At 66.6% G+C, this 17,544-nt stretch carries 19 protein-coding genes; 7 read left to right on the top strand and 12 right to left on the bottom strand.

Annotated elements, in window-relative coordinates:
* The first annotated feature begins 17 nt into the window (after positions 1-17).
* Positions 18-1,142, top strand: a complete 1,125-nt coding sequence (locus tag ACT3HL_RS09355; protein WP_445086768.1) for an MFS transporter — start codon at positions 18-20, stop codon at positions 1,140-1,142.
* Between the two features lie 126 nt (positions 1,143-1,268).
* On the opposite strand, the gene ACT3HL_RS09350 is transcribed toward ACT3HL_RS09355, so the two are convergent.
* Positions 1,269-1,676: a desampylase gene (locus tag ACT3HL_RS09350; protein ID WP_445086565.1), complete on the bottom strand. Its 408-nt coding sequence runs from the start codon at positions 1,674-1,676 to the stop codon at positions 1,269-1,271.
* 6 nt (positions 1,677-1,682) lie between these two features.
* Entirely contained in the window at positions 1,683-2,081 is a 399-nt protein-coding gene (locus tag ACT3HL_RS09345) for a rhodanese-like domain-containing protein (RefSeq protein WP_445086564.1), read from the bottom strand.
* Positions 2,082-2,169: 88 nt separating this feature from the next.
* Between ACT3HL_RS09345 and ACT3HL_RS09340 the strand changes: the two genes are divergently transcribed.
* Positions 2,170-2,655, top strand: coding sequence for a dihydrofolate reductase (locus ACT3HL_RS09340; RefSeq protein ID WP_445086563.1), 486 nt, complete (start codon positions 2,170-2,172; stop codon positions 2,653-2,655).
* An 85-nt stretch (positions 2,656-2,740) separates the two neighbouring features.
* The gene (gene msrA, locus ACT3HL_RS09335; RefSeq protein WP_445086562.1) at positions 2,741-3,289 is read left to right on the top strand and encodes a peptide-methionine (S)-S-oxide reductase MsrA; all 549 of its coding nucleotides are present in this window, start codon (positions 2,741-2,743) and stop codon (positions 3,287-3,289) included.
* 12 nt (positions 3,290-3,301) lie between these two features.
* Here the strand turns inward: msrA and ACT3HL_RS09330 are convergent, their stop codons facing one another.
* The 8 genes from ACT3HL_RS09330 to ACT3HL_RS09295 form a co-directional block, all read right to left on the bottom strand.
* On the bottom strand, positions 3,302-4,348 hold the full coding sequence (locus tag ACT3HL_RS09330; RefSeq protein WP_445086561.1) for an ATP-binding protein: 1,047 nt from the start codon (positions 4,346-4,348) through the stop codon (positions 3,302-3,304).
* A 160-nt stretch (positions 4,349-4,508) separates the two neighbouring features.
* Entirely contained in the window at positions 4,509-5,855 is a 1,347-nt protein-coding gene (locus ACT3HL_RS09325; protein WP_445086560.1) for a glutamate-5-semialdehyde dehydrogenase, read from the bottom strand.
* Positions 5,855-6,682, bottom strand: coding sequence for a glutamate 5-kinase (proB, locus tag ACT3HL_RS09320; protein ID WP_445086559.1), 828 nt, complete (start codon positions 6,680-6,682; stop codon positions 5,855-5,857). Before proB ends, ACT3HL_RS09325 begins: the two co-directional genes overlap by 1 nt.
* Positions 6,679-7,464, bottom strand: a complete 786-nt coding sequence (proC, locus tag ACT3HL_RS09315) for a pyrroline-5-carboxylate reductase (RefSeq protein WP_445086558.1) — start codon at positions 7,462-7,464, stop codon at positions 6,679-6,681. Before proC ends, proB begins: the two co-directional genes overlap by 4 nt.
* A gap of 78 nt (positions 7,465-7,542) precedes the next feature.
* Positions 7,543-8,436 (bottom strand): HEAT repeat domain-containing protein, encoded by an 894-nt coding sequence (locus ACT3HL_RS09310; RefSeq protein WP_445086557.1) that lies wholly within the window; start codon positions 8,434-8,436, stop codon positions 7,543-7,545.
* Positions 8,437-8,462: 26 nt separating this feature from the next.
* Positions 8,463-8,681 carry a YgaP-like transmembrane domain gene (locus ACT3HL_RS09305; RefSeq protein WP_445086556.1) on the bottom strand — a complete coding sequence of 73 codons (219 nt, stop codon included), beginning with the start codon at positions 8,679-8,681 and terminating at the stop codon, positions 8,463-8,465.
* 222 nt (positions 8,682-8,903) lie between these two features.
* Positions 8,904-9,914 carry a DUF7544 domain-containing protein gene (locus tag ACT3HL_RS09300; protein WP_445086555.1) on the bottom strand — a complete coding sequence of 337 codons (1,011 nt, stop codon included), beginning with the start codon at positions 9,912-9,914 and terminating at the stop codon, positions 8,904-8,906.
* Between the two features lie 414 nt (positions 9,915-10,328).
* Complete coding sequence (locus ACT3HL_RS09295; protein WP_445086554.1) at positions 10,329-11,555, bottom strand: CARDB domain-containing protein; 1,227 nt, start codon at positions 11,553-11,555, stop codon at positions 10,329-10,331.
* 242 nt (positions 11,556-11,797) lie between these two features.
* Here ACT3HL_RS09295 and ACT3HL_RS09290 point away from each other — a divergent pair, with 242 nt between their 5' ends.
* Positions 11,798-13,060, top strand: a complete 1,263-nt coding sequence (locus ACT3HL_RS09290) for a DUF4397 domain-containing protein (RefSeq protein ID WP_445086553.1) — start codon at positions 11,798-11,800, stop codon at positions 13,058-13,060.
* 28 nt (positions 13,061-13,088) lie between these two features.
* On the opposite strand, the gene ACT3HL_RS09285 is transcribed toward ACT3HL_RS09290, so the two are convergent.
* Positions 13,089-13,268, bottom strand: coding sequence for a DUF7511 domain-containing protein (locus ACT3HL_RS09285; RefSeq protein ID WP_445086552.1), 180 nt, complete (start codon positions 13,266-13,268; stop codon positions 13,089-13,091).
* Between the two features lie 311 nt (positions 13,269-13,579).
* Between ACT3HL_RS09285 and ACT3HL_RS09280 the strand changes: the two genes are divergently transcribed.
* The 3 genes from ACT3HL_RS09280 (at position 13,580) to ACT3HL_RS09270 (ending at position 17,221) form a co-directional block, all read left to right on the top strand.
* A complete protein-coding gene (locus ACT3HL_RS09280; protein WP_445086551.1) occupies positions 13,580-13,858 on the top strand; it encodes a winged helix DNA-binding protein in 279 nt (92 codons plus the stop codon).
* A gap of 2 nt (positions 13,859-13,860) precedes the next feature.
* The gene (locus ACT3HL_RS09275) at positions 13,861-15,270 is read left to right on the top strand and encodes a hypothetical protein (protein ID WP_445086550.1); all 1,410 of its coding nucleotides are present in this window, start codon (positions 13,861-13,863) and stop codon (positions 15,268-15,270) included.
* 88 nt (positions 15,271-15,358) lie between these two features.
* Positions 15,359-17,221, top strand: coding sequence for a DUF6541 family protein (locus ACT3HL_RS09270; protein WP_445086549.1), 1,863 nt, complete (start codon positions 15,359-15,361; stop codon positions 17,219-17,221).
* A 104-nt stretch (positions 17,222-17,325) separates the two neighbouring features.
* Here the strand turns inward: ACT3HL_RS09270 and ACT3HL_RS09265 are convergent, their stop codons facing one another.
* Entirely contained in the window at positions 17,326-17,538 is a 213-nt protein-coding gene (locus tag ACT3HL_RS09265; protein ID WP_445086548.1) for a hypothetical protein, read from the bottom strand.
* Positions 17,539-17,544: the final 6 nt, after the last annotated feature.

The following is a 17,544-nucleotide window of genomic DNA, read 5'->3' as shown; positions in this document are numbered from 1 at the left end:
GAGGGTACGCACGGCGGATGCTGGTGACGGTCTCGCTGGGATGGGCCGTCCTCCAGACCGGCCGCTACCTCCTCTCGCCGCTGCTTCCGACGATCATCGCCGATCTCGCCATCACGGAGGCGACCGCCGGAATCGCGCTGGCGGTCTTTCAGGGCTCGTACGCGATCGTCCAGTACCCGAGCGGGGAGTACTCCGACCGCTGGAACCGAACGACGCTCATCGTCCCCGGACTGCTCATCCTCGCCGTGGGGTACGCGCTGTTCGGCGTCACGACCGGGCTGGCGACGTTCCTCCTCGCGGCGACGGTCGTCGGCGTCGGGAAAGGGCTCTTCTCGATCCCATCGCGGGCGCTCCTCTCGGACCTGTTCACGGAGAACCGCGGCCGCGCCCTCGGTATCTACGCGGCCGGCACCGACGCCGGCGGCCTCGTCGCCTCTGGGGTGTCGGTCCTCGCGCTGACGTACTTCACCTGGCGGACGCCGTTTTTCCCCGTCGCGATCGCGCTGGGCGTCCTCACCGTCGCGTACGCCGCGACGACGCGCGAGGGCTACCACGTCGGCAGTACGGCGCTCGACGTCCGCGGGACCGTCGGTCGACTCGTCGAGAGCTCTCAGCAGCGGGAGACGCTCGTCGCGTTCGCCCTGTTTTACTTCATGGTCGGCGGCGTGATCAACTTCGTTCCGACGTATCTCGCGCAGGCGAAGGGGTTCTCCGAGGGCCTCGCCGGGCTGACGTTCGCCATCCTCTTCGCGGTCGGATTCGTGGTCAAGCCGGCGGCCGGCACGCTCGGCGATCGGTTCTCCCGTCGCGGCATCGCCGTCTCGGGGATGCTCGTCGCCGCCGCCTCGCTCCTCGCGCTGGTGGCGTTCTCGTCGAACGCCGCGATCTGGCTCGCGGTGGCGGTCTTCTCGCTCGGCTACAAGGCGGGCTTTCCCCTCGCGGACGTGATTATCCTCGACGGCGCGCCCGACGACGATATGGGAGCGGATCTCGGCGCGGCGCGGGCGCTCTTTCTCAGCGCGAACGCGATCGGTCCCGCGTACGTCGGCGTCGTCGCCACCTACGCGAGTTACGACCTCGCGTTCGGCGGGCTCGTGGCCTGTCTCGTCGTCGCGTCCGGCCTGCTTCTCTGGAGTGCCTGAGGCCGGCCTGCGTCTCTGGAGTGCCTGATACTGACGGTTCTCGTCTCGTACCGTTGAGCGCCCATCCCGTTGGCGGTGCTCACCGGTACACAGCGAGAACGATCAGTGTGAGAGCGTTCCCGTCCGCTATTCGAGAGCGACGACTTCCGGTTCGAACCCCTCTCCGCGCCACCGCCACGACCCGAGGAACGGGCGGCCGCCGAGCGCGCAGATCGCATAGGAGTAGTCCGTCCACGTCGCCTCGGCGGCGTCCGTCTCGCTCGGGGCCGGCGGACCGGCGGGGTGGCTGTGATAGAAGCCGACGACGTCGAGACCGTCTGCGTCGACGCGGTCCAGCACTCCGAGCAGCTCCGCGGGGTCCATCGCATACCGGATCTCTGGCGCGTCGGCGGCGTTGGCGATGGGACGGAGCTCGGTGACTCGGCTCTCCTCGTCGCCGTATTCGCCGATGAGCACACCGCAGACCTCCTCGCTACCGCCCTCGACCCCGCGACTGACGAGGTCGTCGTACGCGTCCCTGCGGAGCGTGAGCACGGTCGATCACGCGTCCGCGTCGCTGGAGTGGTCGTTCTCCTCGGGGCCGTCGGCGCCACTCGTCTCGCCGGTATCGCCGCCCGCTCCCGACTCCAAGTCGTACGTCCACGCGTTGTATCCGCCGGCCATGCTCTTGACCGACTGCCCCTCGGAGACGCCCTCGTAGCTCTCGATGAGCCGCGCCGCCTGTATCGAGGACTGTCCGACCGGACAGGCGACGACGACATCCTCGCCCCACTCGATCTCGTCGACGCGGCGGGGGAGTTCGTGCATCGGCACGTTCTCCGCGCCGGGGATGTGGCCGGCCTCGAACGCCGGCGGCGAGCGGATGTCGATGACCTGGACGCGCTCGCCCGCGTCGAGTTTGCGCTTGACCGCCTCGGGGCTGATCTCTTCGATCGTCATTCCCCCGGATCTACCCCCTCCCGGGACAAACTCATTTCGGAGTCGGAGAGGCGCCCGTTTTTGTGCTGTCGGTGCGTACGCTCGGGCGATGGAACTCGTCTCCGTAGCCGCCGTCCCCGACAACCTCGTCATCGGCAGCGACGGCGAACTCCCGTGGGAGCGCATTCCGGCGGACAAACGACAGTACCGCGACCGCGTCGCGGACGCGGTCGTCGTCCTCGGGCGACAGACGTTCGAGTCGATGCGGGAGGATCTGCCGGGGCGACACCAGATCGTCCTGAGCCGCAGCGAGCGCGAGTACGACGTCGAATCGGCCTCGCCCGCGGTGAGCGTCGAAGACGCCGTCGACGCCGCCGAATCGCTCGGCGCGGACACGGTCTACGTGCTCGGCGGGGCCGCGATCTACGAGCTCTTTCAGCCCCACCTCGACCGGATGCTCCTGAGCCGCGTCCCCGGCGAGTATGAGGGCGACGTCCGCTACCCCGAGTGGGACGACGACGAGTGGGAACTGGCGTCGTCCTCGGCGGAACCGGGGTTCACGCTCGAAGAGTGGATCAGGCGGCCGGCGGCGTGACCGCGGCGAGTCTCGCTGCAGCGACGGACCGTGCCAGCGACGAGTCCCGCGTCAGCTACATACGATTCGGTCCCCTATCACCGCTATGACGACCGAGACAGCGACGTTCGGCGGCGGGTGCTTCTGGTGTACGGAGGCGGCGATGAAAGAGCTCGCGGGCGTCCAGCGGGTCACCTCCGGCTACGCCGGCGGCGACACCGAGAATCCCACCTATCGGGAGGTGTGCTCTGAGACCACCGGCCACGCGGAGGTCGTTGAAGTCGAGTACGATCCCGACGTGATCGGGTACGCCGACCTGCTCGAGGTGTTCTTCGCGACGCACGACCCCACGCAGCTGAATCGGCAGGGGCCGGACGTGGGGTCGCAGTACCGCTCGATCGTCCTCTACCACGACGACGAGCAGCGGCACCTCGTCGAGAAGTACGTCGAGGCCCTCGCGGAGGCGTACGACGACGACGTCGTGACCGAGATCGAACCCCTCGGGCGGTTCTGGCCCGCCGAGGAGTACCACCAGGACTACTTCGAGAAGAACCCCGCGGACGCCTACTGCCGGATGCACGCCCAGCCGAAGATCGAGAAGGTGCGAGAGCGGTTCGCAGAGCTAGTCCGGTCCGGGACCGCGACGTCCGACTGATTCGAGCCGTGATCACGGCCTCGGGAGGCGGATGCGGACGCTGTTGCCGCCGAAGTCGCTCTCGCCGAAGGTGAGTTCGCCGCCGTAGCTCTCGGCGGCCCACTTCACGAGCCACAGGCCCAGTCCGCTCCCGTGCTGGGTCTGCGTGGCCTCCAGATCGCCGGTCAGGATGGCCCGTTCGTCCGCGGGGATCCGGGGGGCGTCGTCGTCGATTCGGATCTCGGCCCATCCCTCGTCGAACGTCCGGACGATGGCGCGGACGATCGGCGCCGGCGCGGGGTTGTGCTCGATCGCGTTCTCCACCACGCTGTTGATCGCCGACCGGAGGTGGCGGTTTCCCCGCACTCGCATCGCTCCGGGGAGGTCAGTGTCGATATCAGCTCGCGGCGTCCGCTGTCGGTGTTCTTCGACGACCGCTTCGACGAGCGGGACGCTGTCGACCACGTCGGCGACGTCGGTGTCCGAGAGGACAGCGTCGATCTCACCCGCCTCTCGGGCCAGCGACGAGAGGCTGTCGGCGGCCCGCTCGATGGTCGCCGCGGCGCCGGTCCACTCGCCTGACTGCTCGGGAAGCTGCTCGAGGAGGCGACCGGTGTGTCCGATGATGAGGTTCGACTCGTTCCGCAGGTTGTGTCGGAGGACGCGGTTGAGCACCTGCAGGCGGTGTTGCTGGCGAGTGAGGTCGGTGATGTCCGTGTAGACGGCGAAGCCGTCGACCGACCTGTCGTCGCGGGAATACGGGATGCCGCGATAGAGGAACTCCCGGAGCCCGGTGTCGGTCTCGCGCTTCACCCGCTGGTAGTTGATCTCGCCCACTCCCGTCTGCTGATCGAGGCGCTCGGCCTCCCCGAGCAGCCACTCGGGGACGATCCAGTCGTTGAGCGACTCGCCGCGGATGGCCGTGACCTCGTAGCCGAAGCTGTCGACGAACGCCCGGTTGGCGTCCCGGACGAGGGGCTCGCCGTCCACCAGCTCGAACTCGACGACCGCGTCGTGGACGTGCTCGATGAGGTGTTCGTAGGGGCTCTCGGCGTCCGATTTCGGATCCCGGTGCGGCATCTACATCGCACAATCGTCCCTGTCTGAATTATACTTTCCGGGAGGATATCACGAATGAGTACAGGAATCGCACGATTTTTGGAGATAGATTGGATAATATTCTGGCACCCAGCGAAATCCGTGAGAGAATCAAATTTCGGGAGCGGTCCCTCTGCGACCGCTACTCTCCGGCGAGTCGCCCGGGGATCCACTCGCCCTCGAAGTCCTGATGGAGGTACGGTTTCGCGCCCTCGCCGGCGTAGGTCGCGACGAGCTGTCCGTCGCCCTCGAGGTGGTATTTGTACGTCGTCAGCCCCTCCAGCCCGACGGGCCCGCGGGCGTGCGTCTTGCCGGTGCTGATCCCGACCTCCGCGCCCAGCCCGAAGCGGTAGCCGTCGGCGAAGCGCGTCGACGCGTTGTGGAAGACGCTCGCGGCGTCGACGCTCCGCATGAATTTCTCGGCGCGGTCGGCGGTCTCGGTGACGATCGACTCGGTGTGCTTCGAGCCGAACGTGTTGACGTGGTCGATGGCGTCCGCGAGCGAGTCGACGACTTTGACCGCGAGGATCAGATCGCCGTACTCCGTCGACCAGTCGGCCTCGCTCGCGGCGTTCATATCGGTGATCGCCCGAGCGCGCTCGTCGCCGCGGAGCTCGACGTCCGCCTCGCGGTAGCGATCGGCGAGCGCGGGGAGGAGTTCCTCGGCGACGGACTCATGGACGAGCAGCGTCTCCACGGCGTTGCAGACCGCGGGGTACTGGACCTTCGCGTCGAACGCGATATCCGACGCCATCTCGAGTTCGGCGTCGAGATCGACGTAGACGTGGCAGATCCCCTCCGTGTGCCCGAGGACCGGGATGCTCGTGTTGTCCTGCACGTATTCGACGAACGCCGAACTCCCGCGGGGCATCAGCAGGTCGACGGCGTCGTCGCGCGTGAGCAGCGTCTCAACGTCCTCGCGGGCCTCGATGAGCGCCGCCCAGCCGTCGGGGACCGCACCGGCCGCGGCCTCGCGGATCACGTCGTAGAGGATGCGGTTGGACTCGGCCGCCTCGCTGCCGCCCTTGAGGATGACGGCGTTGCCGGATTTGAGGCTGAGCGCGGCGATCTGGACGAGCGCGTCGGGCCGCGACTCGAACACGGTGCCCAGGACGCCGATCGGGACCGACAGCTTGTACAGTTCGAGATCCTCATCGAGTCGGCGGGCCGCGAGCGTCCGGCCGAGGGGGTCCGCTTGGCCGGCGACGCTTCGGACCATCTCGGCGATATCGCGTAGCTTCGACTCCGAGAGCTTCAGCCGGTCGACGAACGCCTGCGTGTACTCGCCGGCCTCCAGCATCGCTTCGGCCTCCTCGACGTCGACCGCGTTGGCCTCGAGGATCGCCTCGCTCTCGGCCTCGATGGCGTCGGCGATCGCGTGCAGGGCGTCGTTTCGCGTCTCCTCAGAGAGGTTCGCGAGTTCCAGCGCCGCGGACTGTGCCTCTGTGATCTTCGTCTCGGTCGATCGTTCGGTGGTGGGTTCGGTCATTAGTGATCGTTGATGGGGGTGAAGATGGTTCCGACGGGTCGTCCCGTCGCGACCTTTTCGAGGACGTCCGCCTCGGTCGAGCGGGCGATGATCGCCGGGATCCCGTGTTCGCTCGCGGTGCGTGCGCCCTGGACCTTCGTGCGGATCCCGCCGAAGGTGTCGTTCGCGCTCGTCTCGACGATCCGCTCGACCTCGTCGTAGTTGCGTCCGACCGCTTCGATCAGTTCGGCGTCCGGGTCCCGCTTGGGGTTGCCGGTGTAGACGCCGCCGACGTCAGTCAGCGTGACGAGCAAGTCGGCGTCGACGCCGAGCGCGATCGACGCCGAGATCATGTCGTTGTCGCCGATCCGGATCTCCTCGGTCGCGACGGCGTCGTTCTCGTTGACGATCGGGACGACGCCCCACTCGAACAGGGTCTCGACCGTGTTCTTGAAGTTCGTGAACCGGTCTGAGTCCTCGAGGTCGTGTTGTGTCACGAGGATCTGTGCGACGGTCAGCCCGTAGCGCTCGAAGCTCTCGGTGTATCGCCGCATCAGGTGGCTCTGGCCGATCGTCGAGAGCGCCTGCGACTCCTCGACGGTGTCGCTCGGCGAAAAGCCGACGCGTCCCTTTCCGGCCCCGACAGCCCCGGACGAGACGAGGACGACGTCCTTGCCGCGCTCGATGAGGTCGGCGATGTCGTCGACGAGTTTGTCGAGTTTCCCGTCGTCGAGGTTCGAAGCGTCGTCGGTGAGCGAGTTGGTGCCGGCCTTGACGACGACGCGCCCGGCGTCGGCCGCCAGCTTCCGCGCTCGGTCGACGTCCTCGCTGGCGACGGACCCGCTCATCGGCTGGCGGCCTCTTCGGCGTCCGTCGCCAGCTCCGCCGAGCGCCGGCTCGCGGCGCTCAGCGCATCGCCGACCACGTCCTCGACGTCGCTGTCCCACAGGACTTCCATCCCCTCGATCGTGGTCCCGTTCGGCGAGCAGACCGCCTCGATCAGGTCGTCGATCTCCTCGTCGGATCGAAGCACCGTCTCGGCGGCCCCCTTGAACGTCTGCGCGGCGAGGACCGTCGCGTCCTCGGGGTCCAACCCCTCCGCGACGGCGCGCTTCTGCATCGCGCCGAGGAGGTAGAACACGAACGCGGGGCCGCTGCCGTTCAGCGCGGTCGCGACGTCCATCAGGCCCTCGTCGATCTCGACGAACTCGCCGAGGTCCGAGAGCATCTGTTCGACGTCCTCGTCCGGCTCGTCCCACGCCACGGCCGCCGCCATATTCCGTGTCTCCGCGGCGAGGTTCGGCATCACCCGGACCACCGTCGCGTCGGTTCCGGCCTCGACGACGTCCGTCGAGACGCCCGCGGCGATCGTGACGAGCGTCTGCTCGGCGCCGAGCTCGAGGTCGTCGAGCACCAGCGGGACGATGTCGGGCTTCACCGCGACGACGACGACGTCGGAGTCTTCGACGTCCGCGATGTCGGTCGTCGTTCGGTCGCTGTACGCCTCGACGGCCTCGAAGGCGTCGGGGTTCACGTCGTACGCCGTGATCCGGTAGTTACCGGCCTGTGAGAGCCCCTTGATCAGGGCGCCCCCCATATGTCCGCAGCCGATCACGCTGACGTCTATCATCTTGTGTTGCTATAGGTCGGGCCGTCGATATACGAACTTTGGTTTCCGATTGTGCGCGCCGGGGTGGAGACGCCGGGTTCACCGAGCTCTAGTGAGCGCCTCGACCGCGTCCGCGGCCGCCTCTCGCACTTGCGAGTCCGAATCCGCGACCGCTCGATCCCGCAGCGCGGACACGGCGTCGGTCGCGTCGACGACGCCCAGCGCCCCCGCGGCCTCCGTCCGGACGAGGGCGTACTCGTCGTCGAGGGCGTCACGCAGGGCGTCGGTCTCACGGACGAGGTCCGGCCGTCCCTGACCGAACTCATAGAGCGCGAACGCGGCGTGGTACCGCACGCGGCGATGGGAGTCGGACGCCAAGCGGTCGGCCGCGAGTGAGACCAGACGAGGCGTCTCGTCCGGATAGTGGCCCCGGATCGGCGGGTACTCCTCGGCGATATTCGCGAGCGCCGCCGCACCAGCTCGACGCAGCGTGTCGCTCTCGGATGCGGTGAGTTCGGCGAGCCTCTCGACGTGCCCGTCTGCGAGAATGACCACCGACGCGAGCGCCCATCCGACCTCTCTGAACGCGGTGTAGGCCGCCGCATCCGGGTCGAATTCCGGATACCGCCGCTCGTGAGCGGCGACGAGTTCCGGGACCGCCTCCGAGGGATCGAGCTCCCCCGTCACCGCGAGCGACGCGACGGCGAAGGCGACGGCGCGAGGCTGGAATACTTCCCCCTCGGGGCCCGCTTCGACGGTCAGCCGCGCCGGCTCCGAGAGCAGTTCCACGTCCCGCTGGAGCCGCTGAATCCCCTCGAGACCCGGAGAGACGTCTCGGCCTGCAAGCGCGAGGAGTCCGAGTGCGGTCGCCGCCCGTCCCTGCGCCGCTCTCGACGAGTCAGTGAGGGACGCACAGACCGCTTCGACGTCGACGGTTGCCGGCGAACGCCGAGCGGATTCGACCAGCTGGCGTGTCCGGTCTGCCCCGTTCATATCAATAGATCAACTGTATCCCCGCGTCACCGGACCTCGCAGGTGTCGACGCCGAGAAGCGAGTAGAGCCCGCAGCGCCCCGTCACTCCCGTCGCGAGAAGGACGAGCGCGACCACCCCGAGCACCGGTGAGAGGACCGGCGGCGCCGAGACGGCGTTAGCGAGGATCCCAAGCGAGACGAGTCCCGCGATGGCTCCCAGAGCGATTCGAACGACGCTGTCGTTTCGACCGACGTTCTGTTCCATACCCGAGTATTGGTCCGTCCCGACAAAACTGTTCCCGTCGATTGCAACGGCTGGGAGTCGGGAGTATTCACACACTACTTGAATAGTTTCTCAAAATGATAATCGTATTCTTGTACCGGGTCTCGAGAAGTGATTAAAGGTAGAAATACAGCGCCCTCTAACTGTTGAATCCGATAATAGAGATGAATTTATGAATCTACAAAATAATACGAAGAATTCTAACTACTCTCGGACCGCCTGCCGTCGATCCGAAATCACGTCGAACGCCGCCTCGGTGTCGCCGAGGACGAACAGCGCGTAGTAGCGCAGATAGGTCTGTACCGGGACGGAGATGAACAGCCCGGCGACGAACATCGCGATCACGAACAGGAGGATCGCGACGGCGATGACGGCCCAGCCGGCGATCTCGGCCACCGAGAGGAGGCCGATACCGACGACCCCGACGACGCCGAGCGGGATCGCGACCACGATCGCCGCCAGCGCGGTCGCGATGCTCGCGAGGATCCCGGCCGCGATCTGCAGTACAAGTCCCAACACGGCGTAGACTGCGTACTGCTTCCACTGGCCGGTCATCACGGACCAGAAGCGACGCCACGCCGAGAGGAGAGTCCGGTCCTCGGCGATCATCACGGGGACGACGAACATCGTGGTGAAGCCGTCGACGAGGCCGCTCACCGCCACCACGAGGATGACCACGGGAACAGCGAGAAACAGCAGTCCGACCGAGAAGCCGCCGTCGCCGAAGACGATCGGAGCCAGCACCGCGAGCGCGATCCCGCTCACGAGCGCGAGCGTGAGCAGACCCAGAATCACCCGGAAGACGAACAGCCGCCCGCCCTGCCGCCATCGCTCGCTCCAGTAGCGCCGCAGCGCGACCGATTCGCGGCGGAGTGACTCCACGAAGACGAACTCCATCACTGATCCCACGAACATAAAGCCGAACACGATCACGGCGATGACCCCGAATATGAGGCCGATTACCGCGAGCTCTGCGCCGCCGGGGAGGACCATCTCCGGCGAGGGGGCTCCCGGCCCGCCCGGGGGCGTCGGGACGTCGGACCCGGTCCCGCTTGGCGCGCCGCCCGAGAACTGAAACGGCGAGAACCCTCCGCCCGCGCCGACGAAGAGCATCACGAGCGCCAGTTTCGCCCACCGGCGGAGGTCGAACGGCCAGAGGAACGCCCGCGTCGCGTCGATCGCGTCGTCGATCGCGTCGACGGCGTAGAGGCTCATCGTCGCCCCCCTCGGCGTCGCCTCGGATGGCGGCCGGAACTCGGCCGACGGCACCGACTGCGTCCGGACACCGGCGGGTGGCCGCGGCACTCACTGTGCGACGGTTTCGGGGGGAGGAAACCAATCAGGGACATCGTCTGCGAACGATCACACCAGATCGGCATAATAGTTTGGAGTCTGTGACTGTTTGTGTACCGCCCCGGCTGTTCAGCGGAGTGCTTCCCTCTTACGGAGATACATCGACGTGGCGTTCGGTCCGGAGAAAAATAAGATACACATATATAATATCAAAATTAAATATTAAGAACATAATAGTTTCTCTGTGGATTTAAATAACTTTATCGAGGGTAAAACTATTTTCTATCATCTCAAATATTAGAGATTACATAGATACAATATTAATTCTATTATCTATCACAGGCCTAATCGAGTGACGACGACGGCACCCGCAAGTGCTGCCGCGACGGCGACGGACACGCCGAGTGGTGGCATCCACTGGCGGGGCTCCGCCGGGGAGGTCGGAGGCTCCGTGGTCGCGTCGATGGACGTCGTCGGAGTGGGCGTCGGCCCTGTCGGGGTCTCAGTCGACGTCGGGACCGGGGTCGGCTCCGCGACCGTCACGATCCGCGAGGTGTGACTCTCGTTGGTCGAGACCGTCAGATTCAGTTCCCCGGTGACGTCGTCGCGAGTTCGGTACTGAAGTTCGATCCCGGTCGATTCGTTCGGAGCCAGTTTGATCCGCTCCTCGTCGATGAAGTGCCCGTCAACGGCGAGTTGGACGGGCGAACGCTCTGCGATGTCGCCGACGTTGGCGACGTCGACGGTCACCGTCAACAACTCGCCCGCCCGCACCGAGCCGTCGACATCGATCTCCCGGATCACCAGTTCGGATTCGGGTTCGGCGAATCGAACCGACTCGCGCGCGACGTCGTCGGAGGTGTTCGCCGAGACCGTCCATGGCCCCGCCTGGTCGACGGACGTGTTGTAGACGACGGCGACGGTCTTCGTTCGGTCCTCGGGAAGTTCGATGATCGTCTCGTTGACCGTGTGACCGTCGAGCGTGAACCAGACGAGTTTCTCGCCGAGCGCGCGGCCGGTGTTCTCGACGGTCGCATTCATCCGCAGCGGATCGCCGGCGGTGATCGGTCCATCGACGTCCAGTTCGACGATCTCGAAGTTGGGATGCGCGTCGCTGTTGCTCCCGGCTGTCGAGCGTCGGTCGCGCTGACTGGTGGTCGGCGGCGGTTCGATGGTGACCGTTCGCTCGACCGTGTCGTCGGCGGTGTTGACCCGCAGGGTCCAGTCTTTGCTGTCGCGACTCTTACTCACGTAAGTGAGCAGGACGGACTTCGTCTCTCCGGGGTCCAACTCGACGTCCGCGTAGTCTTTGTCGTACTGGTCGAGATTGAACCACACCTCGGTTTCGCCGCTCACGGTGCCGGTGTTCGTGACTTCGACGGTGACCTCGATGGTCTCGCCGGCGGTGATGGGGGTGTTCGTCCTCACGTCTGTCACCTCGAAGACCGCCCGGTCCACGGGTTCGCCGTCCGTTTGCGCGACGGCCAGCGCTGGTATCCCGGCCGCGACGACCGCGAGCGCGAGTGTGATTACGAGCAGTGTCGATCGGTGTAACTCACCCATACTTCCGTTTGGGCGGTCGTACCGCAAAAGTATACATTCGTTATCTGATATATGGTCTGTCTACGCTCGGCGCAGTGGAGAGTATGAGCGGCTTACGACCCCCCGCGCAGTCTCGTGATTCAACGAGTATGGTCGGCTGATACACCGTCATATGAAACGTATATGAACGTTACCCAACAATATAGAGCTATTCGTTCACACGTGGGAAATAACGACTTACGTGCCCCAGCCGAGGACCCGGTATGGTGCGAAAGCGTCTCAGGAGACGGCGGTTCGTCGGGTTACTCACCGCGACAGCGGCAGTCGGACTCGCCGGCTGCAACGGGGAACAGGGAACTGGAACGGACGGGACCGCGGATACCCCGACCGGCGGCGACGACGAACCGACGGCGGAACCGACGCCGGATGACGAGGCCGAGGACTCGTTCGTGCGCGTGGTGCACGCGGTACCGGACGCGCCGAACGTGGACATCCTCGTCGACGGCGAGCCCGTCCTCGAGGACGTCGCGTTCAGGACCGTCAGCGACTACCTGTCGATCACGGCTGCGAGCCACACCGTGCAGATCCGAGTGGCGGAGGGCGCGGACGACGAGACGGCCACGGACGAGGCGACCGATGCCCCAGACGACACCGGAGCGGAGGGTGACGAGACTGCGACCGAGGCGGCGGCCACAGCGGACGCAGCGAACGACACCGAAACCGGGACGTCCGCCGACGAGACCGGGGCGGCCGAGGAGGGGACGGGGACACCGACCGACGACGGGGGTTCGGTGCTCTTCGACGAGGAGGTGACGATCCCCGCCGGCACGTCGATCACGGTCGTCGCTCTCGGCGAACTCGCCGCCGACACCGTCGACGTTCGCCTCTTCGAGGACGATGCCACGGCCGGCGAAGACGACGCGACGGCTGCGGAGGATGAGACGACGGAAGCGGAGGACGACGCGACGGTTGCGGAGACGGAGACCGCCACCGGTGAGCAGACGGACGACGGGGACGACTCCCGGCTCAGAGTTCTGCACGCCTCGCCCGACGCACCCAACGTGGACGTCGCGCTCAGCGGGGAAGAGGCCCCGTTCGTCTCCGACGTCGCGTTCGGCGACGCGAGCGAGTACGCCTCGCTGCCGGCGGGTGCGGCGACTGTCGACGTCCGGGCCGCCGGTGAGACCGACGTGGTCGCCTCCGCGGACGTCGACCTCGCCGCGCAGACGCCGTACACGGCGTTCGCGATGGGCTATCTCCGTCCCGACGAGGCCGACACGGACGCGGCGTTCGGTCTCACGCTCGCGACGGATACGAGCGGCGCTGAGTCGCCCGGTAGCTCCGAGACCACGACCGACGACGAGGTGGCGACAGAGGAGGAGACGGCAACGGAGGCCGCTACGACGGCCGAAGCCACGGAGGCCGACGACGCCACGGAAACAGAGACCGACGCGACCACGGCGACGTCGACTCCGGCACCGGTCGGCACGGAAACGGAAGCCGGCACACCGGCAGCCGGCGAATAGCTCGTCGGCTCGGCGTTCCGACCCTCGACTACCGGCAGGTCGACAGCGCGGCGTACGATCCCTCCTGGGCGGTGATCCACGCCGTCGCTCGCCGCTCTGCGGGCGGGTCGACGGGGTGAATCGTACACTCGGCGGGTCGGTTCTTGTATTCGACGACCGTCGCGCGGAGCGGACCGAGGCCCTCGCTTACGTCCCCTTCGACAGACATTTCGACTTCCGCTCCGGGACCAGCGGAGGTTGTAATTCTCTCCCTACGACCCGTAAAACGGAGACTAACGGGTGTTGGTGCCGTCCGCGGTCGGTCGATCCCTAGCGATACGATAGACGTGGTTGCGGTTTGTTTCGGGTTATTACCGTTTACAAAAGTATGCTTGTAATACCTTGCCGCGTTGGTCGACACGGACGTCAGCCTCCCGCCGAGAGCCCCCCGTACCCAGTGCGCTGTCAACGATCGGGGACACACGATACATATCGATAGCAAGTGTATACCAAAGGTCGTACTGGGAGAACCCCCCTTCGATGTCACCACAGTGGGATACCATCGGGTTCGTCATCGCCTCGAAGTACCGCTTGGCAGTGCTCTCGGTCCTCGAGGACGGACCGGCGACGACGACGGAGATCGCCGACACCAAGGACCTCTCTCCGTCGCACGTCTCGCGGGCGCTCGGGCGCCTCCGGACCCGGTCGCTGGTCGAGCTGACGGTTCCCGAAGAGCAGCGAAAGAACCGGCGGTACGACCTCACAGACGAGGGCTCGCGGGCGTGGGAAAAGATTCAGCGGGCGGGGCTCGCGAGCTGACGATGGCGGACGCAGGCGGCCCCGACAGGCGAGCCTTTCTCGCGAAAGCGGCGGCCACCGTTGGGATCGCGGCCCTCGCCGGGTGCGGCGGGATCTTCGAGGGCGAGGGCCCCGAGCGCCCGCCCGAGTCTCCGACCGACGAGGCGCCTCCGGAAACGTCCGGCTCCCCCACGACGCCGTCGCCGTTCGACGGCCGGATCGACCTGACGGAGTACGGGGCCGATCCCTCCGGGGCGGAACCGATCGGAGACGCCATCGAATCGGCCGTGACAGACGGGCAACTGCTGTATCTGCCGCCCGGCGAGTACCGCGTCGACAGAGAGATCCAGATCACCGGGCTCGATCGGTTCGGCATCGTCGGCGAGGACGCGACGATCGTTCCGGGGGATTCCCTCGGAAGCACGCTGATACTCCTCAGGACCGGTCGCGGCGGTGCGCTGCACCTCGAGAATCTGCGCTTCGATTTCACCGCCGACGGGACGAGCGTCCGGGCCATCGACGCCCGCGCCCCCGACGGGCTGGTGCTTCGCGACGTCTCGGTCGCCGGAACGCTCCAGGGCGGACGCGGCCCGGTGCGCGTTGACGTGACTGACCCGGACGGTACGGGGCTCGTCGAACGCCTCGATCTGCCAGACGGCTCCGTCTCGGGGACGCGGGTCACGGGCTGTTACGTCGGCGACGAGAATCAGGGGAACATCACCTTTCGCGACTGCCGCATCGAGGCGTTCTCCGACAACGGCCTGTACGCGGACCCGACCGCCGGTCGGATGACCGTCGAGGGCGGGTACTACGCCAACAGCGGAATCTCGAACGTCCGGGTCCGGGCGGGATCCGTCGTCAGAAACGTCCACGTCCGGTGTGACGACTCGTCCCACGACTTCGACAACATGCGCGGGATCAGGCTCACGAACTACCGCCCCAAGCCCGAGGCGGCGCCCGCGATCGTCGAAAACTGCCGCATCGAGATGATGGAGGTGAGCTACAGCGAGGGCGGGATACTGCTCACGTCGGACCTCCCCGCGGCCCGCGTCCGCAACACGACGGTCCGAATCGACGCCGACCGCGTGCAGGGGATCTGGGCGAAGTCGCCGCACGACGAGCTCGACATCGAGGATTCGAATATCCGGTTAGACTGCGAGAACGTCACGATCACCGGGGACTCCAACGGCGGCACGGCGATCCAGATCGACGGCCGCGACGGGAGCGTCCTCGACGGCCTCGACGTGACACAGACCGCCGCGGACCGCGACGGCATCTCGCTCCAGCGGTCTACCGAGAACGTCCTCCGCGACTCCGTGCTGAACGTCGGCGGCGATCCGATCGTCCTCCGGGAGGCCACGCTGGAGACGATCGACGTCAACGTCGGACCCGATCTCATCGAGCGCGAGACGCTCAAGAGCGAGGACGAATGACCGGAAGCCGACCCATAACAAAGCGGGCTCTCCGGGAACGCGGGATAACTGCCGCCCGTCACCGGGGCGGAGTCGACCACCTGTCACAATGACCTCAGACACTGACGAACGACTCCCGGAGAAAGCGGCGCTGACGCTCGGGTTCACCTCGCTTGCGGTCAGTATCGCCCTCGCGTTTCGGACGCTCCCGTCCGGGTACGAACTCTCCCTCTACGGCTCGACGCCGGTCGGGTTCTGGGTCGGCGTCGCCGTCGCTCTCGTGGTGGCTGTCGCCGTGGTCCTCCGCGAGGGCGAGCCGTCTCGCGTCCGCGATTCGGCGTTCGGGCTGCTGACGCTCGCGTCGCTGTCGGTCATCGCGCTACCGGTGCTTCGCTCGTATCATTACTACGGCTCCGGCGACGCGCTGAGTCACCTCGGGTGGGCGCGCGAGATACAGACAGGGGTGATACAACCGGGATCGATCGTCTACCCCGGCGTTCATCTCCTGTCGGTTCAGTTCGCCGAACTCGCGGGTCTCCCGGTCCGCCTGACGCTCCAACTGCTGGTGTTGGTCGTGCTCCCGCTCGTGTTCGTGGCCTCGTTCGTCGCCTGCGCGTACTACTTCACGAACCGGCCGCGAACGGCCGCCTTCGCGGCGGTCCTCGCGGTGATGTTCGTCCCGATCAACAACGTCAGCGTCCACCCGGTCGTTCACCCGTCGAGCCAGGCGATTCTCCTGCTCCCGGCGGTCCTGTTCGCCCTGCTCTTGTTCCTCGACTCGCGCGCCGAGGGCTTCCCGCTGACCACGCCGACGGGGGCGCTGCTGGCGCTCGTCTCGGCCGGATACGTGTTCGTTCACCCGCAGGAGGCGATGACGTACCTGTCGATGCTCGTCGGAATCGCGCTCCTCCAGTTCCTCGTCCGTCGGTACCGGCGCGAGCATCCGATCACCTCCGTGCGACCGGTGTACGCGCACACGGTCCTCGTCGGCGCGCTCTTTCTCGTCTGGACGCAACTGCACGACCGAGCGCGCGGGCGGTTCGCCTTCGTGATCGAGAGCCTGCTGTCCCAGCGCCCTGAGGTGCTGACCGAGACCAGTTCCCGCGGGGCCTCCCTCGTCGATCTCGGCGGGAGCCTCCTCGAGCTGTATCTGAAACTCTTCTCAGTGACGACGCTCGTGATGATCCTCGCGGGGGCGCTCGTCGCCGCGTTGCTTTTGGGCCGGATCGACCCGTCGAAACGGCGGCGAAACACGTTCATCGGGATCCTGACCGCCGCGCTCGTGTTCCCCACGATCGGGTTCGTCCTGATCTTCCTCGCCCAGCAGGGCGATCACTACTTCCGGTTCCACGGGTTCATTATGGTGACCGTGAGCCTCCTCGCCGCGGTCGAAATAACGTCGATCGCCGATCGGCTCCGGGGAGCGGCGGGCGCGCTCGGGGACCGCGGATTTCGGGACCGGGCGGACGCGTTCGGGGACGCGTCCACCCGATCGCGCGTCTGGGCGGGACTGACGGCCGTGTTCATCGTGCTGCTCGCGCTCCAGCTCGTCGTCGTCCATCCCTCGCCGTACATCTATCAGCCGAACGGGCAGGTGACGGAGACGGAGATGAACGGGTACGACATCGCGATTCAGTACCACGACGGGGAGACGTCGTTCACCGGCGTTCGGGCGGATCCCAGTCGATACCTCGACGCGCACTTCGGGACCCGGACGGCCGAATCGATAGGGTTCCCGGGGTACGAGTCCGACGTCCCCCAAGAGGTATTCAACACGAACGTGACGTCGCACTACGAGACCGATCGGTACCTCGTCGTCACGGAGAAAGACCGGCGGCGCGAGGTCGAACTCTACGAGGAGTTCCGGTACCGAGCCGCCGGCTTCGAGGCGCTTGAGTCGGAGCCGGGCGCGAACCGGATCCAAGACAACGGCGGATTCACGCTCTATCGACTCCTCGGCAGCGACGCGTGATTGGGGCGAGGGGGAGGGCAGCGGCGACGGACGGAGGCAACGGGCCTCGGAAGCCGCGACTGACCGGGGCTGACGCCCCCTCTCAGTCGGCCGGTAAGCGCTTCCTACCGGTGTTCAAGCGGATCGCACATCGTCCCCGCGGACGCGACGATGTACGCCTCCCGATCGAACGCGTCCTCGTCGGAGGGGACCAACACGAACCGGTCGCCGTCGCGGTAGGTGACCCGGTGGGACTCCCACTCCGCGAGGTCGTATCCGAGGTCGTGTTTCGGGTCCGGGTCCGCGGCTAGCCGTTCCCACTTATCGGGCGATCGCATTCCGAC

The sequence above is a fragment of the Halobellus sp. GM3 genome (assembly GCF_052545375.1).
The sequence above is the reverse complement of the archived record's forward strand: the minus strand, read 5'-3'. Positions and strand labels throughout refer to the sequence as shown.